This is a genomic window from Neobacillus sp. PS3-40 (genome assembly GCF_030915485.1).
Classification (GTDB): Bacteria; Bacillota; Bacilli; order Bacillales; family Cytobacillaceae; genus JAUZPL01.
This window is the reverse complement of sequence record NZ_CP133266.1, coordinates 191,766-211,759: the sequence shown is the minus strand read 5'-3', so window position 1 is coordinate 211,759 and position 19,994 is coordinate 191,766. Positions and strand designations below refer to the sequence as shown.

Sequence of the window (19,994 nt, the reverse complement as noted above, 5' to 3'; positions counted from 1 at the left end):
AAAGTTTACTTTATTTTAAGGTGTTTTTTAAAACGGTCCTTTATAAAGCCTTAGGAGGTCATCAATATCGTGAGAATATGGAAAAGTTCACTGTATCCAATAGGGAAAATCTTGTTTGCTGTAGCCGCTGCATTACTAATTATATCGATTTTCTTCCCATGGTGGGGTATGACATTAGTGGCCCCGCAGTATCCAGAAGGCTTGCATTTAGTTGTTTATCCAACAAAACTGGAAAATATGAATGACTTAGACATTCTTAATACCTTAAACCATTATATTGGAATGAAGGAAGTGAATGGAAAGGATTTTGCTGAGTTAAAAATTATTCCTATCGTTCTTATTGCATTTGCCATCTTGTCTCTGCTTGTCACATTTACAGGGAAGATGAAGTATGGAGTAATCGTTCTGGGCTTACTTTGTATTGCAGGTGTACTGGGTTTATACGATATTTACCACTGGTTATCCGATTTCGGTATGCATCTTGATCCAAAAGCTCCAATTGATTATAAACCTTTCATACCACCGATGGTCGGGGAGAATCAAATAGCTAATTTTCACACAACAATGGGCTTCAAATTAGGAGCATACTTATTGGGTCTGTCCTTTATGCTTATGGTAATAGCCGCTTGGAGATTTAGAAAATGAATAAAGCACTTTTATCTCTAATTCTATTTTTATTTGTTATTCCAGTGACTACAAATGCTATAAATGATGATAAAAAAACAACGGAAGAAATTCAACATCAAATTCAATTAGCTGGAATTGGAGAGGAGATTCTTGTTCCTCCCGGAATCTATTACGGGAATCTAAAAATTAAAAAAAAGGTTTCATTAGTAGCAGATGGAAAGGTCACGATTGTTGGTAACAGAAATGGTGATGTTGTCACTTTATTAGCAGACGGAATCTCTTTAAAAGGATTTATTGTGAAAAATAGTGGAAGAATGTTGACAAGTGATGATGCGGGAATAAAAGTACGATCGAATATGAACCATATTGTCAAAAATAAGATTGAGGATTCCCTTCATGGTATCTACTTAGAAAAGGCAAATCAAAATACTGTATCTGAAAATACGATTACGGGAATCAAAAAACTCCGTACTGAGGACCGAGGAAACGGGGTTCATATGTTTTATTCAAATGGAAATCGTTTAATAGCCAATAAAATTTCTCAAACACGAGACGGCATGTACTTTTCCTTTTCAGGAAAAAATTTGATACAACGTAACAATGTCTTCAATGTACGCTATGGACTTCATTATATGTATTCAAACGATAATTCTTTTTATAATAACCGATTTTATAATAATATCGGTGGGGCAGCAATTATGTATTCAAATCGGATTAAATTGGAAAATAATCAATTTTATAATAATCGCGGAATGCTTTCATTTGGACTGTTATTACAATCTGCAAATGATAATATCATCAAAAATAACAAGATGACAATGAATCAAAAAGGCCTATTTGCAGATCAATCGAATCGAAATTTATTTTCTAATAATGAAATTGCTCATAACAAAGTTGGAATTGAAATCTGGACAAGCTCCATTCAAAACCGTTTTACTAGAAATCAATTTAATGACAATGTAATACAGTACATTTCAAACGGACAGATTGACAGAAATAACTGGAGTGACCATGGAATTGGAAATTCCTGGTCAGGTAACATTTTCTTTGATTTGGACAATAATGGGATTGGAGATAAACCTTATACTTATTCTTCTTCGTTTGGAGAGGTTCTGGCTCAGAATCAATTGGGGTATTTACTTTTGGACAGCCCTTCTTTAACTATATTTGATACTGTAAAACAAACCATTTCCAATGATTATACGCAAATCAATGATCCTCACCCCATTTTTTTGCAGTCGAAAAAAGAAAACGGAACGGTTTTTAATATATTGTTTTATTTTGCATTCTTGATATTCCTGCTAATAAGGAGGAGAACATTCTATGCCATTTTTGATAAAAGATTGGAGAGAAATGTATCGAAGTAAGATATTAATCTCATCTTTCTTTCTGATTCTATTTATATCATTGATAATTGTTTATCAGGTATTAAGCTATAGTTCAAAATTATCATTTCCTCAAATTTTCGTTCCATTGTTTAAGGCAAATATTTATTTCGTCCCGTTGCTGTCTATGATTCTATCATCATTTTCTATTCAACAGGAACGATTGCAAAAGACGATGCCAATTTTGCTGACTCGGTATGTAACACCTGTTCAATTTCTATGGTGGAAATCCATTACAGCCCATATTATCATGTGCTTCGTTTTGATGATTTCCTATTTTTTAGTCTTTGTGTTCAGTAAATTTTTTGTCCAAGTTTCATTCTGGCCATTTTTTTATTTTTTGCTTTCCCTTCTTTTCTTAGCGATGATTTTTAATCAAATAGGAAGCTTTCTGGGATGCATAACAGAAAACCGGTTACAGCTTCTTTCTTATATTTTAATTATTTGGTTCTTTTTTCTTTTTATTTACGATTTAATTCTGATTTACGTTGTACCGAACATTCAATCAAGCGACGTGTTTGTGTTTTCTATCTTTTACTTTCTCTCACCTATTAACACTATGCGCTATTTTCTATACGTTGGACTTGATGTTTATAATCTTGATAGCTTTAGCGGACTCTTTGACCATATTACATTTCATTCTCCAATTCTTGTTTTATCTTTAAATCTAATTCTTTATTTGGGTGGATTTTTTGTTCTCGGGTTATTTGTTTTAAAGAATGGAGGATTGAAAGAATGATACAGCTTTCAGATGTTAACCAATGGTATAAACAATTTCATGTCCTAAAGGATGTGAACCTCCATATAAAAAAAGGTGAAGTATGTGTGATAGCTGGGAGAAATGGTGCAGGAAAAACAACATTTTTTGAAACCATATTAGGACTTCTTCCAGGATACACGGGTACTGTAAAGGTGTTAGGGGAAGACATAACAAAATCAAGAAAATGTATGCACAAAATTTCTTTTCTGCCTGAAAAATTTCAGCTATATCCGCAACTTACTGTGTTTGAGAATCTTGAATTTTTCACATCCCTTCAAAAAGGCTATATTTACGATTTGGAAAAAGCACTTGATTTAACGGGTATGTCTAATTATAGAGACAAAAAGATAAAGGAGTTATCAAAAGGAATGCTACAAAGGATAGGATTAAGTCTCGCATTTCTTGGTAAACCGGAGCTTATCATTTTAGATGAACCAACCTCCGGAATTGACCCTTGTGGCCGACTAGAAATTATTGAGGATATCCACTCTTTAAATCAACTTGGGATAACAATCATTTTTTCTTCTCACCATCTTTCTGAAATTGAAAGGGTTGGAACACATGTCATAAAGATAGAAAATCAAACGATTGAAAAAATGACTGCTGACCATTACTTGTCTGATTTTTGTTTAAATGCAAGGCAAGGTCCTAAAGGAAAGGCTCTTTTTAGGCTATAAAGTAAGAGGAAAAAATCCTAAATTTGATGTATTAGGATGAACAACTTATAAAGTGGATGAGCCAAATCTCTCACAATTGGATCATCCCTTTTTTTCTATATTCACTATCATTAATTAATGAATGATCAAATTGAGGTGAATTTTATGCTGGAAATAAGATCCCCTATTAAAATTGGACTTGCTATAGAAAAAATCATGTTACATTCCTTAAATGGTGCAGTGGAAAGAATTTCAATCGATGATTGTGATGATCGTTTCCTTGCCGAAGATGTTTTCGCAACACATGATGCTCCGTTATTTACCAGATCAGGATATGATGGATATGCTATACGATCTGAAGATACATCGCAAGTTTCTCCTCATACACCGATTGAATTGAAAGTGATGGAAGAACTCGGTGCTGGAATGGTTCCGAAACAGGAATTGATGCCATTTGAAGCAACAAGAATTATGACAGGCGCAATGGTTCCTAAAGGTGCTGATGCAGTCATTATGCTGGAACTTGTGAAAGAAATTGAAAAAAACAGTGAAAAATATATCGTTATAAAACGTAACATAAAAAAAGGGGAGAATATCTCCTATCAAGCAGAAGAAGCAAGAAGTGGAGAATTATTGATTAAAAAGGGGACAAGAATTAATCCAGGAGTGAAAGCTGTACTAGCCACATTTGGTTATGCTGAAGTTAATGTATCTGTCAAACCGAAAGTTGGCATTTTCGCAACTGGGTCAGAACTTCTTGATGTTGATGAGAAATTACAGGATGGAAAAATAAGAAATAGCAATTCTTATATGATAAGTTCTCAGGTTAACAGGGCAGGAGCCGAGCCTATTTATTTTGGAAAACTCCCTGATGAAATTGAAACCTGTTTTAAAAAAATTTCTGAGACATTAAAAGAAGTAGATATATTAATAACCACAGGCGGTGTATCTGTCGGGGATTATGATTATATGCAAGAAATATATAAAAGGCTGCAAGGGGAAGTGCTTTTTAATAAAGTAGCAATAAGGCCTGGTAGTGTGACGACAGTAACAGTATTAAGTGGGAAATTATTATTTGGGCTTTCAGGGAATCCTTCAGCAAGTTACGTTGGATTTGAGTTGTTTGTAAGGCCAATTATTAGAAAAATGTTGTTTTGTGAAAATTCTTTTTTGAAATTTGAATGGGTGAAATTTGGAGCGGATTTTCCAAGACCAAATCCATTTACTCGTTTTGTTCGGAGCAAGCTGCATGTTGAGAATGGAGAATTAATAACCTCTCCTGTTGGAATCGATAAGTCTAATATTGTTATGAGCCTAGCAAAAACTGATTCTCTTACAATCTTGCCCGGAGGTACCCGTGGTTTCAGTAAAGGTGATTATGTCAACGTTCTACTACTGGATGATCAAGAGGGGAGCAGAACACTTTGGTAGAAGAGCTTCAAGCTATCCTTTTTGACGGTAGACAGGGGGAGTCTAAATGAATGAGTTGGCTGAAAACCTAAATGAAATATTAAAATGTGAAAATCCTTTTATTTACGATATGCTTTCAAACTTGGAGAAAAATTTGTACTACCCAAAAGGGATTCTAAGTCAAAGTGCTGAAGCGAGTAAAAAAGCTTATCGTTTTAATGCAACGATCGGCATTGCAACAGAAGGTAATAACCCAATGTATTTTCAGCATATACAAGATCATTTTATGGGATACTCTCCATCGGATATTTACCCATATACCCCTCCTGCTGGAAAGTTGGCATTACGCGAAGCTTGGAAAGAAAAATTGCAAAAAGATAATCCTTCCATTGAAAATAAAAAAATAGGTCTATTGAGAATAGCCTTCTCTTGTGTGGAGGAACAAGATATTGAAGAGCTATTTGCGTTTATTTATCAGGGAGTGAAGGATTTACTAGAAGAAGTGGAGAGGGACTAGAGCTGGGATAAATATAATTTCAAAAGGCATGTATGGTTTACATTTTAGGTACACCTATCTTCATTCTCAGAAAATAAATGAAAAGGATATAGTAGCGAAAATGCGATTAATAGAAAAGCAAGCTAAAAACCGTTTAGGTCTCTCGCATTCAAAACTTAATGGGAGATTTACATTTCTCCAAGATATAACAAGCCAAAACATATCTTCTGGGCTGATTTCCAGTATATTGGTGATGACAGGGCCTGTTTTAATTATATTAAAAGCAGCGCATGCAGGCCACTTTACAGATCATCAAACGATCAATTGGATATTTGCAGACTATTTTTTTAGTGGAATTTTAGGGATTTTTATGTCGTTAGTATATCGCATTCCAATCACTGCAGGAAACACGATTTCTGGTGTAGCTTTTTTAGCAACTGTTACTTCTCATATTACTTACCCGGAACTAATTGGCGGGTTTGTAATGTCAGGATTGATCATATATATTATCGGTATTTCGGGATTATTTTCGAAGTTTATTAACTGGGTCCCAATTGAAGTGATTTCAGCTATGCTAGCGGGATTAGTTACAAGTTACGTTATTCAGATTATACCATCTGTTAAAGCAATGCCATTAGTAGGTGGGCCAGCTTTATTTTTCTTTTTTATATGTTCTAGATTAAGTAAGCGTGTTCCACCAATTTTGGTAGCTGTTATTGTAGCTTTTATTACACTGTTTTCAATTGGAAATTTAAGCATAGAATCAAAGGATATTGACTTTTTCTTTCCATCATTGCAAATGCCTGAATTTTCATGGATGGGGTTGATAACACTTGCTCTCCCGCTCGCGATGTTAATACTAAGCAATGATGCAGCACCAGGTATAGGGGCATTGCAGAGTTTAGAATTTGAACCACCTATTCGCAACATCATTTCCTTAAGTGGGCTTTTTTCAATCATGGCCGGCTATTTGGGTGGACAAAGCGCAAATATCGCCGGTATGATGACATCTATCTGTTCTGATACAGACGCTGGCACAAAATCAAAACGTTATATTGCTTCCTTATTATCTGGATTCCTAACATTAGTCTTTGGAATATTTGCATGGAAAATCGTTCCTTTCATTCAATCATTTCCACAGGCGTTTGTTTCTTTACTGGCTGGATTTTCACTAATCGGTGTTCTTATTTCCAGCTTGCAGAAGGGCTTTTCAGGAAATCGGTATAAATTAAGTGCACTAACTTCGTTTCTTATTGCATTATCACAGGTATCCTTCCTGCACATAAGCGCACCTGTTTGGGCACTGATACTAGGAGCGGTTGCGGCAAAGACGGCAGAAAAATAAAATAGTTTAGCCAATGAGATGGGATGATGAAAAAACAATAGATTGGAAGTTCTCAATATTTTTCTGATTCTATAAAATGCAACGAGGAAGAAATGATCTACCATTTATATCGCAAACAATTTAACCTGGTTCGTATAAATAAAAAGTAGGATAAAAGTTTTATTGTGAAACATATAGCAAAAAAATGATAACTTGATTTGTTGAGTTTATAAATAACGCAAATTTTTGATTATAAAAAGAGGTGTACTATTCATTGCTGTCACAATTTGAAACTCCATTGTTTACCGCTCTAGTTGATCATGCAAAAAAAAATCCGGTTCAATTTCATATCCCTGGCCATAAAAAAGGGAAGGGAATGGATCTGAAATTTAGAGAATTTATGGGTGATAACGCCCTTTCTATTGATTTAATTAATATAGGTCCTTTAGACGATCTTCATATGCCTAAGGGGATAATAAAAAATGCCCAAGAATTAGCTTCTAAAGCATTTGGAGCTAATCACACATATTTTTCCGTTCAAGGTACAAGCGGTGCAATTATTACTATGGTAATGTCTGTATGTGGTCCTGGAGATAAAATCCTCGTACCACGAAATGTTCATAAATCAATCATGAGCGGAATTGTTTTATCAGGTGCAATTCCTATATTTATCCACCCTGAAGTTGATCCAATCCTTGGTATTTCACATGGGATAACACCTAAATCTGTAGGGAGAGCAATAGAACAAAATCCGGATACGAAAGCGATATTAGTCATTAATCCAACTTATTTCGGAATTTCGGGCGATTTGAAAAAGATTGTTAATCTCTCCCATTCCTATAATATTCCAGTACTCGTAGATGAAGCGCATGGTGCACATATCCACTTCCATCACGATCTTCCTCTTTCTGCTATGCAGGCAGGTGCGGATATGGCGGCTACGAGTGTGCATAAACTAGGTGGTTCGTTAACCCAAAGCTCCATTTTAAATTTGCAGGGGAATCTTGTTTCGCCAATGCGTGTGCAAACAATTTTAAGTATGTTGACCACAACTTCGACCTCTTATTTGTTATTGGCATCTTTAGATGTTGCCAGAAAGTCTCTAGCAACTAAGGGACTGACATTATTAGAGGATACTATTAAGAAAGCAGAAGAAACACGTATTAAAATCAATCAAATCGATCACCTTTATTGTGTTGGAAGTGAAGTTTTAGGAACAGATGCAGCAGTTGCCATGGATCCAACGAAATTGCTTATTTCAGTCAAAGAGCTAGGTATTTCCGGTTATATAGCCGAGAATTGGCTTCGTAAAAAATTTAATATAGAAGTAGAGTTATCTGATCTATACAACATTCTCTGTATCATTACTCTTGGGGATTCCTTTGAAGATCTGAACATCCTTGTTAAGGCATTAAAGGAACTTTCCGCGGAATTTAAATACCAGGCAGATTTAAATATAGTTACTTCAGTATTATTGCCAGAAATTCCAGTATTGGCTTTAACACCTAGAGATGCCTTTTATGCAGAAACAGAGGTAATTCCATTTCAACAATCAGCAGGAAGAATTTCAGCAGAATTTGTGATGGTATATCCACCTGGAATTCCTATTTTTATTCCAGGTGAAATAATTACAGAAGAAAATTTAGTATATACTAGAAAAAACATAGACGCTGGTCTTCCGGTGCAAGGTGCAGAAGATGAAGAATTAAATTCAATACGAGTGGTAAAAATGCATAAGGCTATTAACATATAAAGATAGTCCTATACCAAATGCAAAAGAATAAGTATAAAAGATCATTGAAGAAATAATTCAGAGTTAAGCTCATGAATTATTTTTTTGATTTAAGCAATATTTAACTTTATTCATTCATTAAAGTGGATTTCATTGAGCATTTAGGTGTATAAAATATCAAATTGTATATTTACAGATAAGCAATCGCTAACGTTAGCGAAGTTTTCATTGGAAATCTAAAATAAAAAAACTGAAAGCCCGTGTAAAGTGTACCCTTTGTAAAGGACATTTTAAAAAACCTAGGCAGTTTTTAGAAGATGATCTCTGTATTGAACAGGGGTCATCTTTTTTAAATTCCACTGGTATCTGTAGAGATTGTAATACGTCATATATTGTTTAATCTCACGTTTTAATTCTTCTAAGTTTTCACAAGGCTTTATGTATGCCTCATCTTTGAAATGACCAAAAAATGATTCTTGGGGGGCATTGTCCCAACAGTTTCCTCTTCTTGACATTGATTGGCGTAATCCTAGTTTTTTTACTGACTTTTGGAAGTCCGGGTGTGTGTAGTGAACTCCTTGGTCTGAGTGAATTAAGGCATCTTTTGCTTTCTTGAAGTTTCTATTTTTCTTTAACTTTAAAAGGGTGTCTGTTGCCAAGTCGATAGTCATGCGATCTGATACATTATAGGCTAATATTTCATTGGTAGAACCATCTTTTATCGTTGATAAATAAGCCTTTTGACCTTTTCCATAAAATAAATATGTGATATCTGTAAGAAGCACTTTTCCAGGCGTATCTTGCTTAAATTGACGGTTCAATAGGTTAGGGACAACTCTGTGTTCTTGTGTAGCTTTCATCATTCGTCTATAAGGATTTGCCTTTCTGATGGGGCATTTAATGTTATACTTCTTCATGATCCGTCGAATACGCTTCAAATTATAGACAACATTAAATTGACCCTCCAAAGTCATTTTGATTTGACGAGCACCTTTCTTACGATTTTTGAAATTGAACGCTTTTAAGATAATCTCCTTTACTTTCTCATCTTCTGCATCTTTTCGTTTTCTTTGTTCTTGTGACTTCGCTGAGAAATAGCTGTAATAACCACTTCTTGAAACACCTGCTATTTCACACAAGTAACTCACCATGTCTTTAAGTTGATATTTTTCAATCACTGAACGAATGAGGACATATTTTTGGCAAGGAAGGAGGACTACTTTCTCATCCCCCTTTCTGCAAACCGAATCTTTTTTAAAAGTTCATTTTCCGCCTTTAGTAAGTTAATTTGTGCTGCTAGACGAGCATTTTTCTCTTCTAAAGTAAGTTCATTTTCTCTTGGACGCCCTGAATTTCCAGCTCGAGTATCACGTAGACCACTTATCCCATTTTCTTTGAAAGCTTTTTGCCATCTTTTACTAGCTGAATGAATTCTCTCCATCCCCAAAATATCTGCATCAAATCCGCATTCTTCAAAAATTTCTCTGGCGAACTTTCCTTTCTCTTTTTCCGCTATAAATAGATGCTTCATTTCATCCGTATAAGTGATTCCTTTTGAGCTAACTGATTTAACGTATTTATTAGATGATAGTAACTTAATCTCTTTCTCTGTAAAAATCTTTTTACTCATAGTTTTTCTCCGTCTCCGTGTTGTTTTTCTCTGTTGTATTTCTTAATTATACAAAAAAGCACCCTATAGGTAGACTTTTTTTAAGTGTCTACTCTATAGGGTACATTTTAGTGGACTCTCAGTTTCCTTTTTCAATCGTACCAAAATGAAATGTAGCTTATTTTCTACGTTTTACTTGAAAACCAAATTTGTCAAAACGTGTACTCTTAAAATGGTATTACGTGATGATGATTAAACCCAATTTTTAAGTTTCGATGTTTTCCCGATTCCTGGGTTGAAGCTGTTAGTTGGGTCGCCTTTTTTGTAGTGTTCAACCAGTGATGGTGCGGCTTCATAGAGGTGACCGACATTATGCTCCGCTGGATAAATCGCACCGCGCGCATCCAAAAGCTCCAGCATTTTTTCCTTCAAGGCATGCGCATCGACCCCTTTTTTCAGGATGTAGTCCTGATGCAGCACATGGCAAATGAAATGTCCGTAGTAAAGCTTATGCTCAATCTGGCTCGAGATTTCCTCAGGCAGCTCTTCAAACCAGTCCATATCATTTCGCCTTAATGCGATATCAAGCGCCAAAATATCTTCGACTTCGTCTTGATGCACCTCCTGGAAGCGAATCGCAGCGCCCGCCGCCACAAACCGATGCAAGAACGCAGCCGATCCTTCTTCTGGAGTGCAAACAAAGAAATCACCCTCAGCTTCTTTAAAAAGTGCCATCAGATAAGCCTCAGCCTCAGCGCTACCTGCGCCTGACATTTTGAGCATCAGATGGTGCTCATACTTTTCGCGAAATTCTTCCATTCTTTTTGGCAAATGGTTTGGGAAAAGATAGCTTAGTTTTTGCAAGATACGGTCAGGAAGATAAGGCTTGAAGATTTTCATTTTGTCCAAAATCCGCTCTGTATTAGCTTTCAAGCCAAATAAGAAGGGCAAACGGTCAGTTCCAAGTTTATTGATGACAATGAATGAATCTTTGCCGTATTTTTTGGCGATGTCGTAGATTTCACGGTGCATGTATTCACCAGCGACAGGGATACTTTCGAACTCCGTCAGTGCTTTTCTCCGAATCAATTCTAGCACGCGCGGGGTATTGGTCCCGATGTAGAAAACCCTTTCATTCTGTTCTTTCAGGAAAGTATCGAGCCGCACGGCGAACACGGCAACTTTGCCAGCAGAACCTGAAGATTCATAGAGCTGATTGGGGTCGGCATTGTATCTAGCTGGGCTATCTGCGTCAATGTCGCGCACGCGCGTTTGATAAGTGTGATCGTGCCCGTGTTTTGGCGATTCTGGGACAGCATTCGGATCGAAATTTCCAGCATCAAGATTGGCAACAATTTGCTCAGGTGTATCGCCTAAGTCGATACCAAGGTGATTCACCAGCTGCAGCTCGCCATTTTCATCAATGCGGGCAAAAAGCGACAGCTCCGTATAAGCAGGGCCGCGTTTGACGAGCGAGCCGCCCGAGTTATTGCAAATCCCGCCGATAGCCGACGCACCGAGACAAGACGAGCCAATCACAGAATGCGGCTCTCGCCCGAGCGGTTTCAACGCATTTTCAAGTGTATAGAGTGTTGTGCCCGGAAAGGCCAAAACTTGACTGCCTCGGTTGATCAACTGAACGTGTGTAATCCTTGTTGTTGACACAATGATGACCTCACGATCATAGCCGCCTGCAGGAATTGATCCTTCTGTTAAACTTGTGTTTGACGCTTGCATAATGACGATTTTGTCAAATTTGACAGCCGTTTTTAGGATTTGCCAGAGCTCTGTCAAATTTCCTGGCTTGACAACAGCTAGTGCATCCCCGCGTCCCGAGCGATAGCCTTTGCGATAACGCAAGGTTTTTGAGGGATTGGTAATTATATATTTGCGACCTAAAATCGCTTCAAGTGCTATGATAAATGGATTTTCCATAATGCCCTCCTAAATACTAAAAGAATTGCTTGTAAAAGGACTCCTGATTTTGCAAGCGATTATATAGTAACATATAATTCACAAACTTTGTTAAACTTTTGCTAAAACCCAGCTACATCAATGAATAAATTTGTGAAAAAAATCTGACAAATTTGACAAATTTTTTAAAAATTCATTTTACGGTTTCACCACGATATTCACCAGTTTATTTGGCACAGCAATGACTTTCACGATGTTGCCGTTAAGCTCAACTGCAGCTTTCCCTACTTCGGTAAGTTCCTCGCGCGACAAATCTTTTGCGACTTTGCTTTTTGCTTTGAGCTTGCCGTTAACTTGAACCACGATTTCAACTTCTGACACAACGTGTTATGATTCGTCAAAGGTTGGCCATGCAACGTAGGAAATCGAGTTTCACCCAAAGTTCTTCGGCGACTCGATGATGGTAGATGCAAGGGTTACAGAAGGCGGAAATTTGATGGAAATGTTAGATGAAATTTTTGATAATAAAGAAGTTGAGTATATTCACATTCATAACGCTAAACCAGAATGCTATAACTGCCTTGTTAAAAGAGTGTAGAATGATATAAGTAAATTATATTAAGGAAGTAGATCCAGATTTAAAGGTTGGCAATCTTGCTGTATTAACAGCGAATTCAGAATACGAGAAGGCAATCTTGAAGTATGTGAAGGAAAATAATCTGCCTTTGTATTTACACTTTTCACATTGCCGATTTTCACAATAGTTTTTCACAAAATTATAAATGTCCAAATGTACGTGTGTTTGATAATAAGTTATTAAGCATGATATAAGTGTAAAAGAAGTAGAACATTTGGCTTTATATTTTTTGACCGAGAGTTTGAAATTGTAACTATAGTGAGAGGATTTGAGTTTGAAATGATAGATAATTTTTGGTGTGATTTACCACGGCCATTTTTTGTACTTGCACCAATGGAAGATGTGACAGATGTTGTTTTTCGTCACGTTGTAAGTGAAGCAGGTCGACCGGATGTATTTTTTACAGAGTTTACAAACTCGGATAGCTATTGTCATCCAGAGGGCATGAACAGTGTGCGTGGCCGTTTGATTTTTACTGAAGATGAACAGCCAATGGTTGCACATATTTGGGGGGATAATCCCGAATATTTCAGTCAAATAAGTATTGGCATGGCAGAGCTAGGATTTAAAGGCATTGATATTAATATGGGCTGCCCTGTACCGAATGTGGCATCGAGAGGGAAAGGTAGTGGCCTTATTCTACGTCCAGACGTTGCGGCAGAACTTATTCAAGCGGCAAAAGTGAGCGGACTACCAGTCAGTGTGAAAACACGACTTGGCTATAACGATGTAAATGAGTGGGAGGAGTGGCTAACGCATATTTTAAAACAGGATATTGTGAACCTTTCTATTCATTTACGTACAAGAAAGGAAATGAGCCAAGTAGATGCGCATTGGGAGTTAATTCCGGAAATCAAAAAATTACGTGACCGTATCGCACCAAATACGCTACTAACAATCAATGGAGACATTCCTGACCGTCAAACTGGGATGCAGCTTGCTGAACAATATGGTATTGATGGGGTTATGATCGGGCGAGGTATTTTTAAAAATCCTTTTGCTTTTGAAAAAGAGCCAAAAGAGCATAGCCATAAAGAGTACCTTGATCTTTTAAGACTGCAGCTTGATCTTCAAGATCAATATGCAGAAGCACTACCTCGTTCAATCACAGGGCTTCATCGTTTTTTCAAAATTTATGTCAGAGGATTCCGTGGAGCTGGTGAATTAAGAAATCAATTGATGAACACGAAATCAACTGATGAAGTGCGTGCACTGCTTGATAACTTTGGAAAAGAATGTTGATGGGATGGCAATAGTGAAATGATGTAACTCTTAAAAAGTTAGAGGAAAAACCTATGTCTTCTTTGACATAATTAACGTTATATGAATCAGTGGGAGTTTTAAATCTTCCGCTTTTTTTTATAACATTTTTCGATCAAAAGCAATCTTCTTAAACAATTGTTGTTTTAACTATTGTTAAGATCTCTTCTGTGAAATGGCAACCTTATGTAATATTGGGTAAAAAAAAATGAGGAGTTTATGGTTCTTATAGTCGAAGTGAATGCTTAAATTGGAAAGTTAATATCATTTAATACTGGTTACGGAAATGATACTTAAAATATTGACCTGATTATTTTGAAAGCAGTCATCCTATGAATTAGGAGAATCCTATCAAACAAAATGAAAAGATACTAAAGGAGAGTTTAAACAATTAAAAGAGAAAGGTAGATTGTTGGAGTCCGAGTAGTAAAAAAACATTAAAAATCAAGCCACAAAAAGGGTGTTTCTGTACAGAAAATTCCTTCCGATGAGATCATATTGTTGCTAAAAATAGATAAATAGAACAATGGTTATGAATTTCTACTGTTTTTCTAAAAAAAGAAGATACAATCACTTCTGTAGAGAAGGTTAGGGAAATAAATTGTTAGTGTAATAGTATAAATCCGTAATTAAATCAGGAGGTAATAATTTATGGATAAGATGAGTAATGAGTATTCCAACAAAAAGTAAACTTTAACTGGTCCTGATATGTGCTTATATGAAAGTGAAACTCCAGGAACTTATGGTGGGCACCGCAAGAGTAAAATTTACGGAAAGATGGATTGTCCTGCAGCACTTCGAGCGATTGCGAAGGGTGGGTATGTAAAATATAGAGTTTTTTTTGCCGATGAAAAAACAGCCATTGAAGCGGGATTTAGGCCATGTGGAGTATGTCTGCCTGAAAAATATGCAAAATGGAAGAAACAAAAATCTCGCCCTTTGGAAAGAGATGGGCAAAACCTTTCGTTCTGAAACCTAATGGGTTTCTAATCGTCAAAAATAGCAGGAGGGTTAAATAAATCGATGAAAGGGGTTTTACTCGATGAAGAAGCTCATAATTTCTTGGATTTTGGTGATTTCATTATTTACTTTAGGAACTGGTGCCAATGCTAAATCGTCAACAGATTCTCCAACGAACTCACAGGCTTTAAAGCTTGCATTAACAGCTAGGGACCATTATTGGAGTGCAATGGAAGGATTCAATATAAAGATTCACTCTTCTCCAAGTGAATACAAAACGTTCACTTATAAAGGCATCCCGTATCGTTATTTCAGTAAGGAATTTGATACAAAAGCCAAACTTATCAAGTATTTAAACGAATCCTATACGTTAAATGCCATTAATAAAGCGTTTAACAAATACCATTTTATTGTTTATAATGGAAAGCTTGCCCAACCTGATGCAGACGGCGGTAGCTCAGCCAACTGGAAAGAAGCTAAAGTCAAACTTCTGTACCACAGAGAAGGGGTTCGTTTGTATCAATTTACCGTTCCTCTTCTTCTTGACATTAAAATAAACGAAAAAGACAATGTTACCTTTGTTAAAGTCCATAATAAATGGCAGATTAATAATTTTGATGCGGTCAATTAAAATCATGAAGAGCAAGACAAATGTCCAAATTTGAAGTCTATATAATTGGTTTCTTAAACTCTAGTTTTAGGGAACCAATTAGTTTTATAAACTAAGCTACATGTTGATTTAAATGAAAGGCTTTGTTAAAGCTGGATGTTGATTTTATGGTATTGAAAAATAGACGGGAAAATTCCTGCTAAATCAGGAAATTCACTTATTTTCCTACATATAAGCGGATTTTTTCCTGTTAAACTATACGTTTCCATGATTAAAAGGCTTTTTTAGGTTATTTAAGCGGAAAATATCCGCCTATTTTCTCCTCTTAACCACTACTTTTTCAAAATAAACGGAATTCCTCCGATTAAGCTAGTATACCCGCAGAAAATCAACAATGAACAATAACAGAGCCAAATGAAAAGAGTAAGGTTCATCATGCTATAGCCCAATTAGATTAGATTCTAAAGCAAGTAATGGTTGAGTTTAAACCTTGTTCCTAAGAACGTCAAAGCATCAAACTTTTCGAGTTTTGCAGTAAGGGGTTGATATTACAGGCAGAAACAAAGACTTACTTATTGATAAAGAAAGGAAACAGAAATTTAGTGGAGGTTAGATATTTAGATACACTGAATCATCGTATTTCTCTTAAAAAAATGTCCTAAAAACAAGTGACGAAAAATGTGTTCAAATCTTCTGTAACGCTGAATATTATTTACGCAATACTAACGTTGTTATTATGTATAAGTTTTGCAATCCTATTTATTTTTAGTGGATGTTTCTGTGCAGGAGAAAAGACTTTTTTACTTTGTGAAGAAGACGGACTTTGACTTGATTCATTATTGTTTTTTATTTTTGAAGTACTACTTAACCTTTTCGATGCCCTATCATGCTTAATCTTAGATTGATTATTTGAAATATATAAAGGCTTTTTAAAGTTTTTATAAAGAATTGACACCCAAAATGACATAAAAATTTAAAGGACAATTTCCGTTGTACGCTTAAAAATCGTTGCCAATTATCGTGTCAATTGAGCTGCCAATTCAACTGTCATTTCAATCAATAATTTTATAAAAATACATATTTTTTTTGTCTAACAATGACCTAACTTTTGTCCCGAATTTGTCCAAATTAGCATTTTATTGCTATTGAATAGCACATTTTCTATAATAAATAGAATAATAGGATAATTTTATCAATTTTTATATTAAGAGAATTTGAATGGGGTAGTTTGTTATGGTTTTTGATTCTGATCAACTATTATTTTCTCACTTTTTGATTTCCGGGACTGCCATTCATGAGGGAAGTTTCGCAGATTTATGTATGAAATACCATATAGAAATTCAACCACAGCGAGTAATTTTACTCTCTGTTGATAGATACCCGGATTTAGCAATTAGCAAGGACTTAGAGTGGAACATAAGCATCGGGCAAAGTCTGTTAACCGCTGTAAAAAGTCTTACGACGGTTCCATTCCTTAGCGTATGGGTTGGGGAAGGACTTTTGGCATTACTTATTGATTGTCGGACAATCGAAAAGGGACATGTTGATTATTTACAAAACATGGTGAAAGGTATTCAGAAGGAATTTCATAAATCAGGACTTACCATATCAGCAGGTATAGGACCATTTTATGAAGATCCTTATTTGATGTATAAGTCTTTCAAAGAAGCAAGGAGGGCACTGGAGAACCGTTTTTTTGAAGGTAATAACATAATTTACGTATACGAGGCAAAGCAAGAATCAAAGTCAGTTTCTTCATCGAAGATAATCAGAGAAAAGAAGATTAGATTATTTTCTACGATAAAAATTGGGGATGTTGAAAAATCAGTCGAATACTTAAGGGAGCTTTTAGAAATCTTTTCTGAAGTTTATCATCGTGATGTTAATTTATTTAAAAGTGAAGTTTTCGAAATCGTACATGAACTTTCTCGTATGCTCATCGATATAGGCCAAAATGCTACTGAAATTCTAGTAGAAAACTCAAAAATGATCCAAGAACTACTATTTATAGGCAGGTACGATAAGTTTGTACAAACGCTTGTACAATATTGGCAGAAAGTTACGATTAATATTGCTAGTGAAGATCACTATGGAAATTCAACTTTCCTAACGACAGCAATTTTGTATATCAAAGCTAATCATCATAAAAAAATTACTTTAAGTGAAATTTCAAACCATTGCTTTGTAAGTCCACAATACTTTGCTCATTTATTTAAAAAAGAGACTGGACAGTCTTTCGGGGAATTTTTTTGTGAACTAAGGATGAAAAAAGCGAAATATCTTTTGGAATATACACAACTATCGATTAAAGAAATCGCCATTTATGTTGGATTTCCTGATGCAAACTACTTTACGAGAAAGTTTAAATCGATGTTTGGCATCACACCAACAAAGTGGAAATCAGAAATCGTTTTTGAGAAATAGATTAATATTATGCTACTATTCTCATTTTTTTGCTATTTTTCGATAAGCATTCATCTAGTAAAATAAACTTAAATCTTTAGATTGGAGTTGAAAGGAGGAAAACGCAAATGTTTTCAAATGAACAAATTGGCAATGCGATGACAATTAAGTTAGGTAATGAGCTACCGCAATACCCAAATTTTGATCCTAGTAAGAGAAGAGCCCCGAATCGAGGTTTCAGCTTGACTGAATCGCAAGCAAAAATTGCATTGAAAAATGCCCTTCGCTATGTTCCGGAGGAGTTGCACGAGACATTAGCACCTGAGTTTATGGAAGAATTAGTAACTTACGGTAGAATATATGCTTATCGATACAGACCACCAGGTAGAATTTACGGTAAACCTATTGATGAGTACAAAGGAAAATGTACAGATGGTAAGGCTTTTCAAGTCATGATTGATAATAATTTGGACTTTGAAATTGCGCTTTACCCATATGAGCTTGTTACCTATGGTGAGACTGGAAAACCAATGCAAAACTGGTTACAATATCGTCTTATCATGAAGTATTTAGAAGAGGTGACAGATAACCAAACTTTGGTTATCGAATCTGGACATCCTCTAGGATTATTCCCATCTAAGCCTGATGCTCCGAGAGTAATTATTACAAATGCTTTGATGATTGGCATGTTCGACAATCTTAAAGATTGGGACGTAGCAGAGCAAATGGGCGTCGCCAATTATGGACAAATGACTGCAGGTGGTTGGATGTACATCGGGCCACAAGGTATCGTTCATGGAACATTTAATACAATATTAAATGCAGGGCGTAAGTACCTAGGAGTACCAAATGATGGCAACCTTGCTGGATACATATTCGTTTCTTCTGGACTTGGTGGAATGAGTGGAGCTCAACCTAAGGCTTCTAGAATTGCTAATGCAGTTGGTATCTTTGCTGAAGTAGATAAATCTCGTATTGAGACAAGAAAAGATCAAGGTTGGGTAGACATGATGTCTGACAATTTGGAAGAAGTTTTCAAATTAGCCCTTGAAAAAAAAGCAAAGAAAGAAAGTATTGCTATTGCATATCATGGAAACATTGTTGATTTGCTTGAGTATGCTGATAAACATAATATTATGCTAGAGTTGGTATCTGACCAAACATCTTGCCACAATGTATACAACGGAGGATATTGCCCAGTAGGCATGTCGTTCGACGAACGTACAGATATGCTAGGAAAAGACAAAGCTCAGTTCGCTAAGAGAATTGACGAAACGTTAAAGCGTCACTTTAATGTAATTAAGTCTCTTACTAAGAAGGGATCTTATTTCTTCGACTATGGTAACTCATTCATGAAAGCAATCTATGATGCTGGCGTGCAAGAAATTTCAAAAAATGGAATCGACGAGAAAGATGGCTTCATCTATCCTTCTTATGTTGAAGATATCATGGGACCTATGCTATTTGACTATGGTTATGGACCATTCAGATGGGTTTGCTTGTCTGGAAAGCCAGAAGATTTGGATAAGACAGATGCGGAAGCTATGGCTTGTATAGATCCAGATAGAAGATACCAAGACAGAGACAACTGGGTTTGGATTCGTGATGCAAAAGAGAATAAATTGGTTGTAGGAACACAGGCTAGAATTCTTTACCAAGATGCTGAGGGAAGAACAAAGATTGCCCTTCACTTTAATGAAATGGTAAGGAAAGGAATTGTTGGGCCGATTATGCTTGGCCGTGACCACCACGACGTAAGTGGAACAGATTCTCCATTCAGAGAAACTGCTAACATTAAAGATGGTTCTAACGTAATGGCTGATATGGCTACACAATGTTTCGCAGGAAACGCAGCACGAGGAATGAGCTTGATCGCTCTTCACAATGGTGGAGGGGTAGGGATCGGTAAATCCATAAATGGTGGATTCGGACTTGTTCTAGACGGAAGCGAAAGAGTAGATGCAATCATAAAGTCTGCGATGATGTGGGACGTAATGGGTGGCGTTGCTAGACGTAATTGGGCTAGAAACGAAAATGCTGTGGAAGTTTGTGTGGACTATAATGGAAAATACGATGGACACATTACAATCCCATACGTTGTAAAAGAAGATTTAATCGAGAAAACAGTATCAAAATTTGTTAAGTAACTTCTAAAGCACTTGTGCACTTTAAATCACCTGAACAATTTTTTGAGAAAAATGGAAAGCAAAA

The 19,994-nt window shown here is 36.0% G+C and carries 15 protein-coding genes and 2 pseudogenes; 14 read left to right on the top strand and 3 right to left on the bottom strand.

Annotation, left to right across the window (positions count from 1 at the left end; translation table 11 throughout):
* Positions 1–69: 69 nt before the first annotated feature.
* From RCG20_RS01015 to RCG20_RS00980, 8 genes are all read left to right on the top strand, one after another.
* Entirely contained in the window at positions 70–645 is a 576-nt protein-coding gene (locus RCG20_RS01015) for a hypothetical protein (protein ID WP_308182385.1), read from the top strand.
* Positions 642–1,994 (top strand): nitrous oxide reductase family maturation protein NosD, encoded by a 1,353-nt coding sequence (gene nosD / locus RCG20_RS01010; RefSeq protein ID WP_308182384.1) that lies wholly within the window; start codon positions 642–644, stop codon positions 1,992–1,994. The genes RCG20_RS01015 and nosD overlap by 4 nt, the downstream gene beginning before the upstream one ends.
* On the top strand, positions 1,951–2,751 hold the full coding sequence (locus RCG20_RS01005; protein WP_308182383.1) for an ABC transporter permease subunit: 801 nt from the start codon (positions 1,951–1,953) through the stop codon (positions 2,749–2,751). Before nosD ends, RCG20_RS01005 begins: the two co-directional genes overlap by 44 nt.
* Positions 2,748–3,449: an ABC transporter ATP-binding protein gene (locus RCG20_RS01000; RefSeq protein WP_308182382.1), complete on the top strand. Its 702-nt coding sequence runs from the start codon at positions 2,748–2,750 to the stop codon at positions 3,447–3,449. The genes RCG20_RS01005 and RCG20_RS01000 overlap by 4 nt, the downstream gene beginning before the upstream one ends.
* A gap of 144 nt (positions 3,450–3,593) precedes the next feature.
* Positions 3,594–4,859 (top strand): molybdopterin molybdotransferase MoeA, encoded by a 1,266-nt coding sequence (gene glp, locus RCG20_RS00995; protein WP_308182381.1) that lies wholly within the window; start codon positions 3,594–3,596, stop codon positions 4,857–4,859.
* Positions 4,860–4,905: 46 nt separating this feature from the next.
* Positions 4,906–5,355 carry a hypothetical protein gene (locus RCG20_RS00990; protein WP_308182380.1) on the top strand — a complete coding sequence of 150 codons (450 nt, stop codon included), beginning with the start codon at positions 4,906–4,908 and terminating at the stop codon, positions 5,353–5,355.
* Between the two features lie 100 nt (positions 5,356–5,455).
* On the top strand, positions 5,456–6,679 hold the full coding sequence (locus RCG20_RS00985; RefSeq protein WP_308182379.1) for a benzoate/H(+) symporter BenE family transporter: 1,224 nt from the start codon (positions 5,456–5,458) through the stop codon (positions 6,677–6,679).
* Positions 6,680–6,935: 256 nt separating this feature from the next.
* A complete protein-coding gene (locus tag RCG20_RS00980) occupies positions 6,936–8,411 on the top strand; it encodes an aminotransferase class I/II-fold pyridoxal phosphate-dependent enzyme (RefSeq protein ID WP_308184261.1) in 1,476 nt (491 codons plus the stop codon).
* Between the two features lie 278 nt (positions 8,412–8,689).
* Here RCG20_RS00980 and RCG20_RS00975 read toward each other — a convergent pair.
* The 3 genes and pseudogenes from RCG20_RS00975 to RCG20_RS00965 all read right to left on the bottom strand — a co-directional run.
* Positions 8,690–10,020, bottom strand: a protein-coding gene (locus RCG20_RS00975) for an IS3 family transposase (RefSeq protein ID WP_374120492.1) whose coding sequence is annotated in 2 segments (ribosomal slippage) — positions 8,690–9,609 and positions 9,609–10,020 — 1,332 coding nt in all. Because the reading frame shifts where the segments join, the coding sequence is not laid out codon by codon here.
* Between the two features lie 231 nt (positions 10,021–10,251).
* On the bottom strand, positions 10,252–11,934 hold the full coding sequence (dld, locus tag RCG20_RS00970; protein ID WP_308182378.1) for a D-lactate dehydrogenase: 1,683 nt from the start codon (positions 11,932–11,934) through the stop codon (positions 10,252–10,254).
* Between the two features lie 177 nt (positions 11,935–12,111).
* Positions 12,112–12,342 (bottom strand): annotated as a pseudogene (locus RCG20_RS00965) (leucine--tRNA ligase); the annotation flags it as partial.
* A gap of 22 nt (positions 12,343–12,364) precedes the next feature.
* Here RCG20_RS00965 and RCG20_RS00960 point away from each other — a divergent pair.
* The 6 genes and pseudogenes from RCG20_RS00960 to RCG20_RS00935 form a co-directional block, all read left to right on the top strand.
* Positions 12,365–12,511, top strand: a pseudogene (locus RCG20_RS00960) (DUF1203 domain-containing protein); the annotation flags it as partial.
* Between the two features lie 318 nt (positions 12,512–12,829).
* The gene (locus tag RCG20_RS00955) at positions 12,830–13,792 is read left to right on the top strand and encodes a tRNA dihydrouridine synthase (protein WP_308182377.1); all 963 of its coding nucleotides are present in this window, start codon (positions 12,830–12,832) and stop codon (positions 13,790–13,792) included.
* A gap of 726 nt (positions 13,793–14,518) precedes the next feature.
* Positions 14,519–14,782 carry an Ada metal-binding domain-containing protein gene (locus tag RCG20_RS00950; protein ID WP_308182376.1) on the top strand — a complete coding sequence of 88 codons (264 nt, stop codon included), beginning with the start codon at positions 14,519–14,521 and terminating at the stop codon, positions 14,780–14,782.
* A 70-nt stretch (positions 14,783–14,852) separates the two neighbouring features.
* A complete protein-coding gene (locus RCG20_RS00945) occupies positions 14,853–15,401 on the top strand; it encodes a DL-endopeptidase inhibitor IseA (protein WP_308182375.1) in 549 nt (182 codons plus the stop codon).
* A 1,212-nt stretch (positions 15,402–16,613) separates the two neighbouring features.
* Positions 16,614–17,804 (top strand): helix-turn-helix domain-containing protein, encoded by a 1,191-nt coding sequence (locus RCG20_RS00940; protein WP_308182374.1) that lies wholly within the window; start codon positions 16,614–16,616, stop codon positions 17,802–17,804.
* Positions 17,805–17,911: 107 nt separating this feature from the next.
* The gene (locus tag RCG20_RS00935; RefSeq protein ID WP_308182373.1) at positions 17,912–19,930 is read left to right on the top strand and encodes a urocanate hydratase; all 2,019 of its coding nucleotides are present in this window, start codon (positions 17,912–17,914) and stop codon (positions 19,928–19,930) included.
* Positions 19,931–19,994 lie beyond the last annotated feature (64 nt).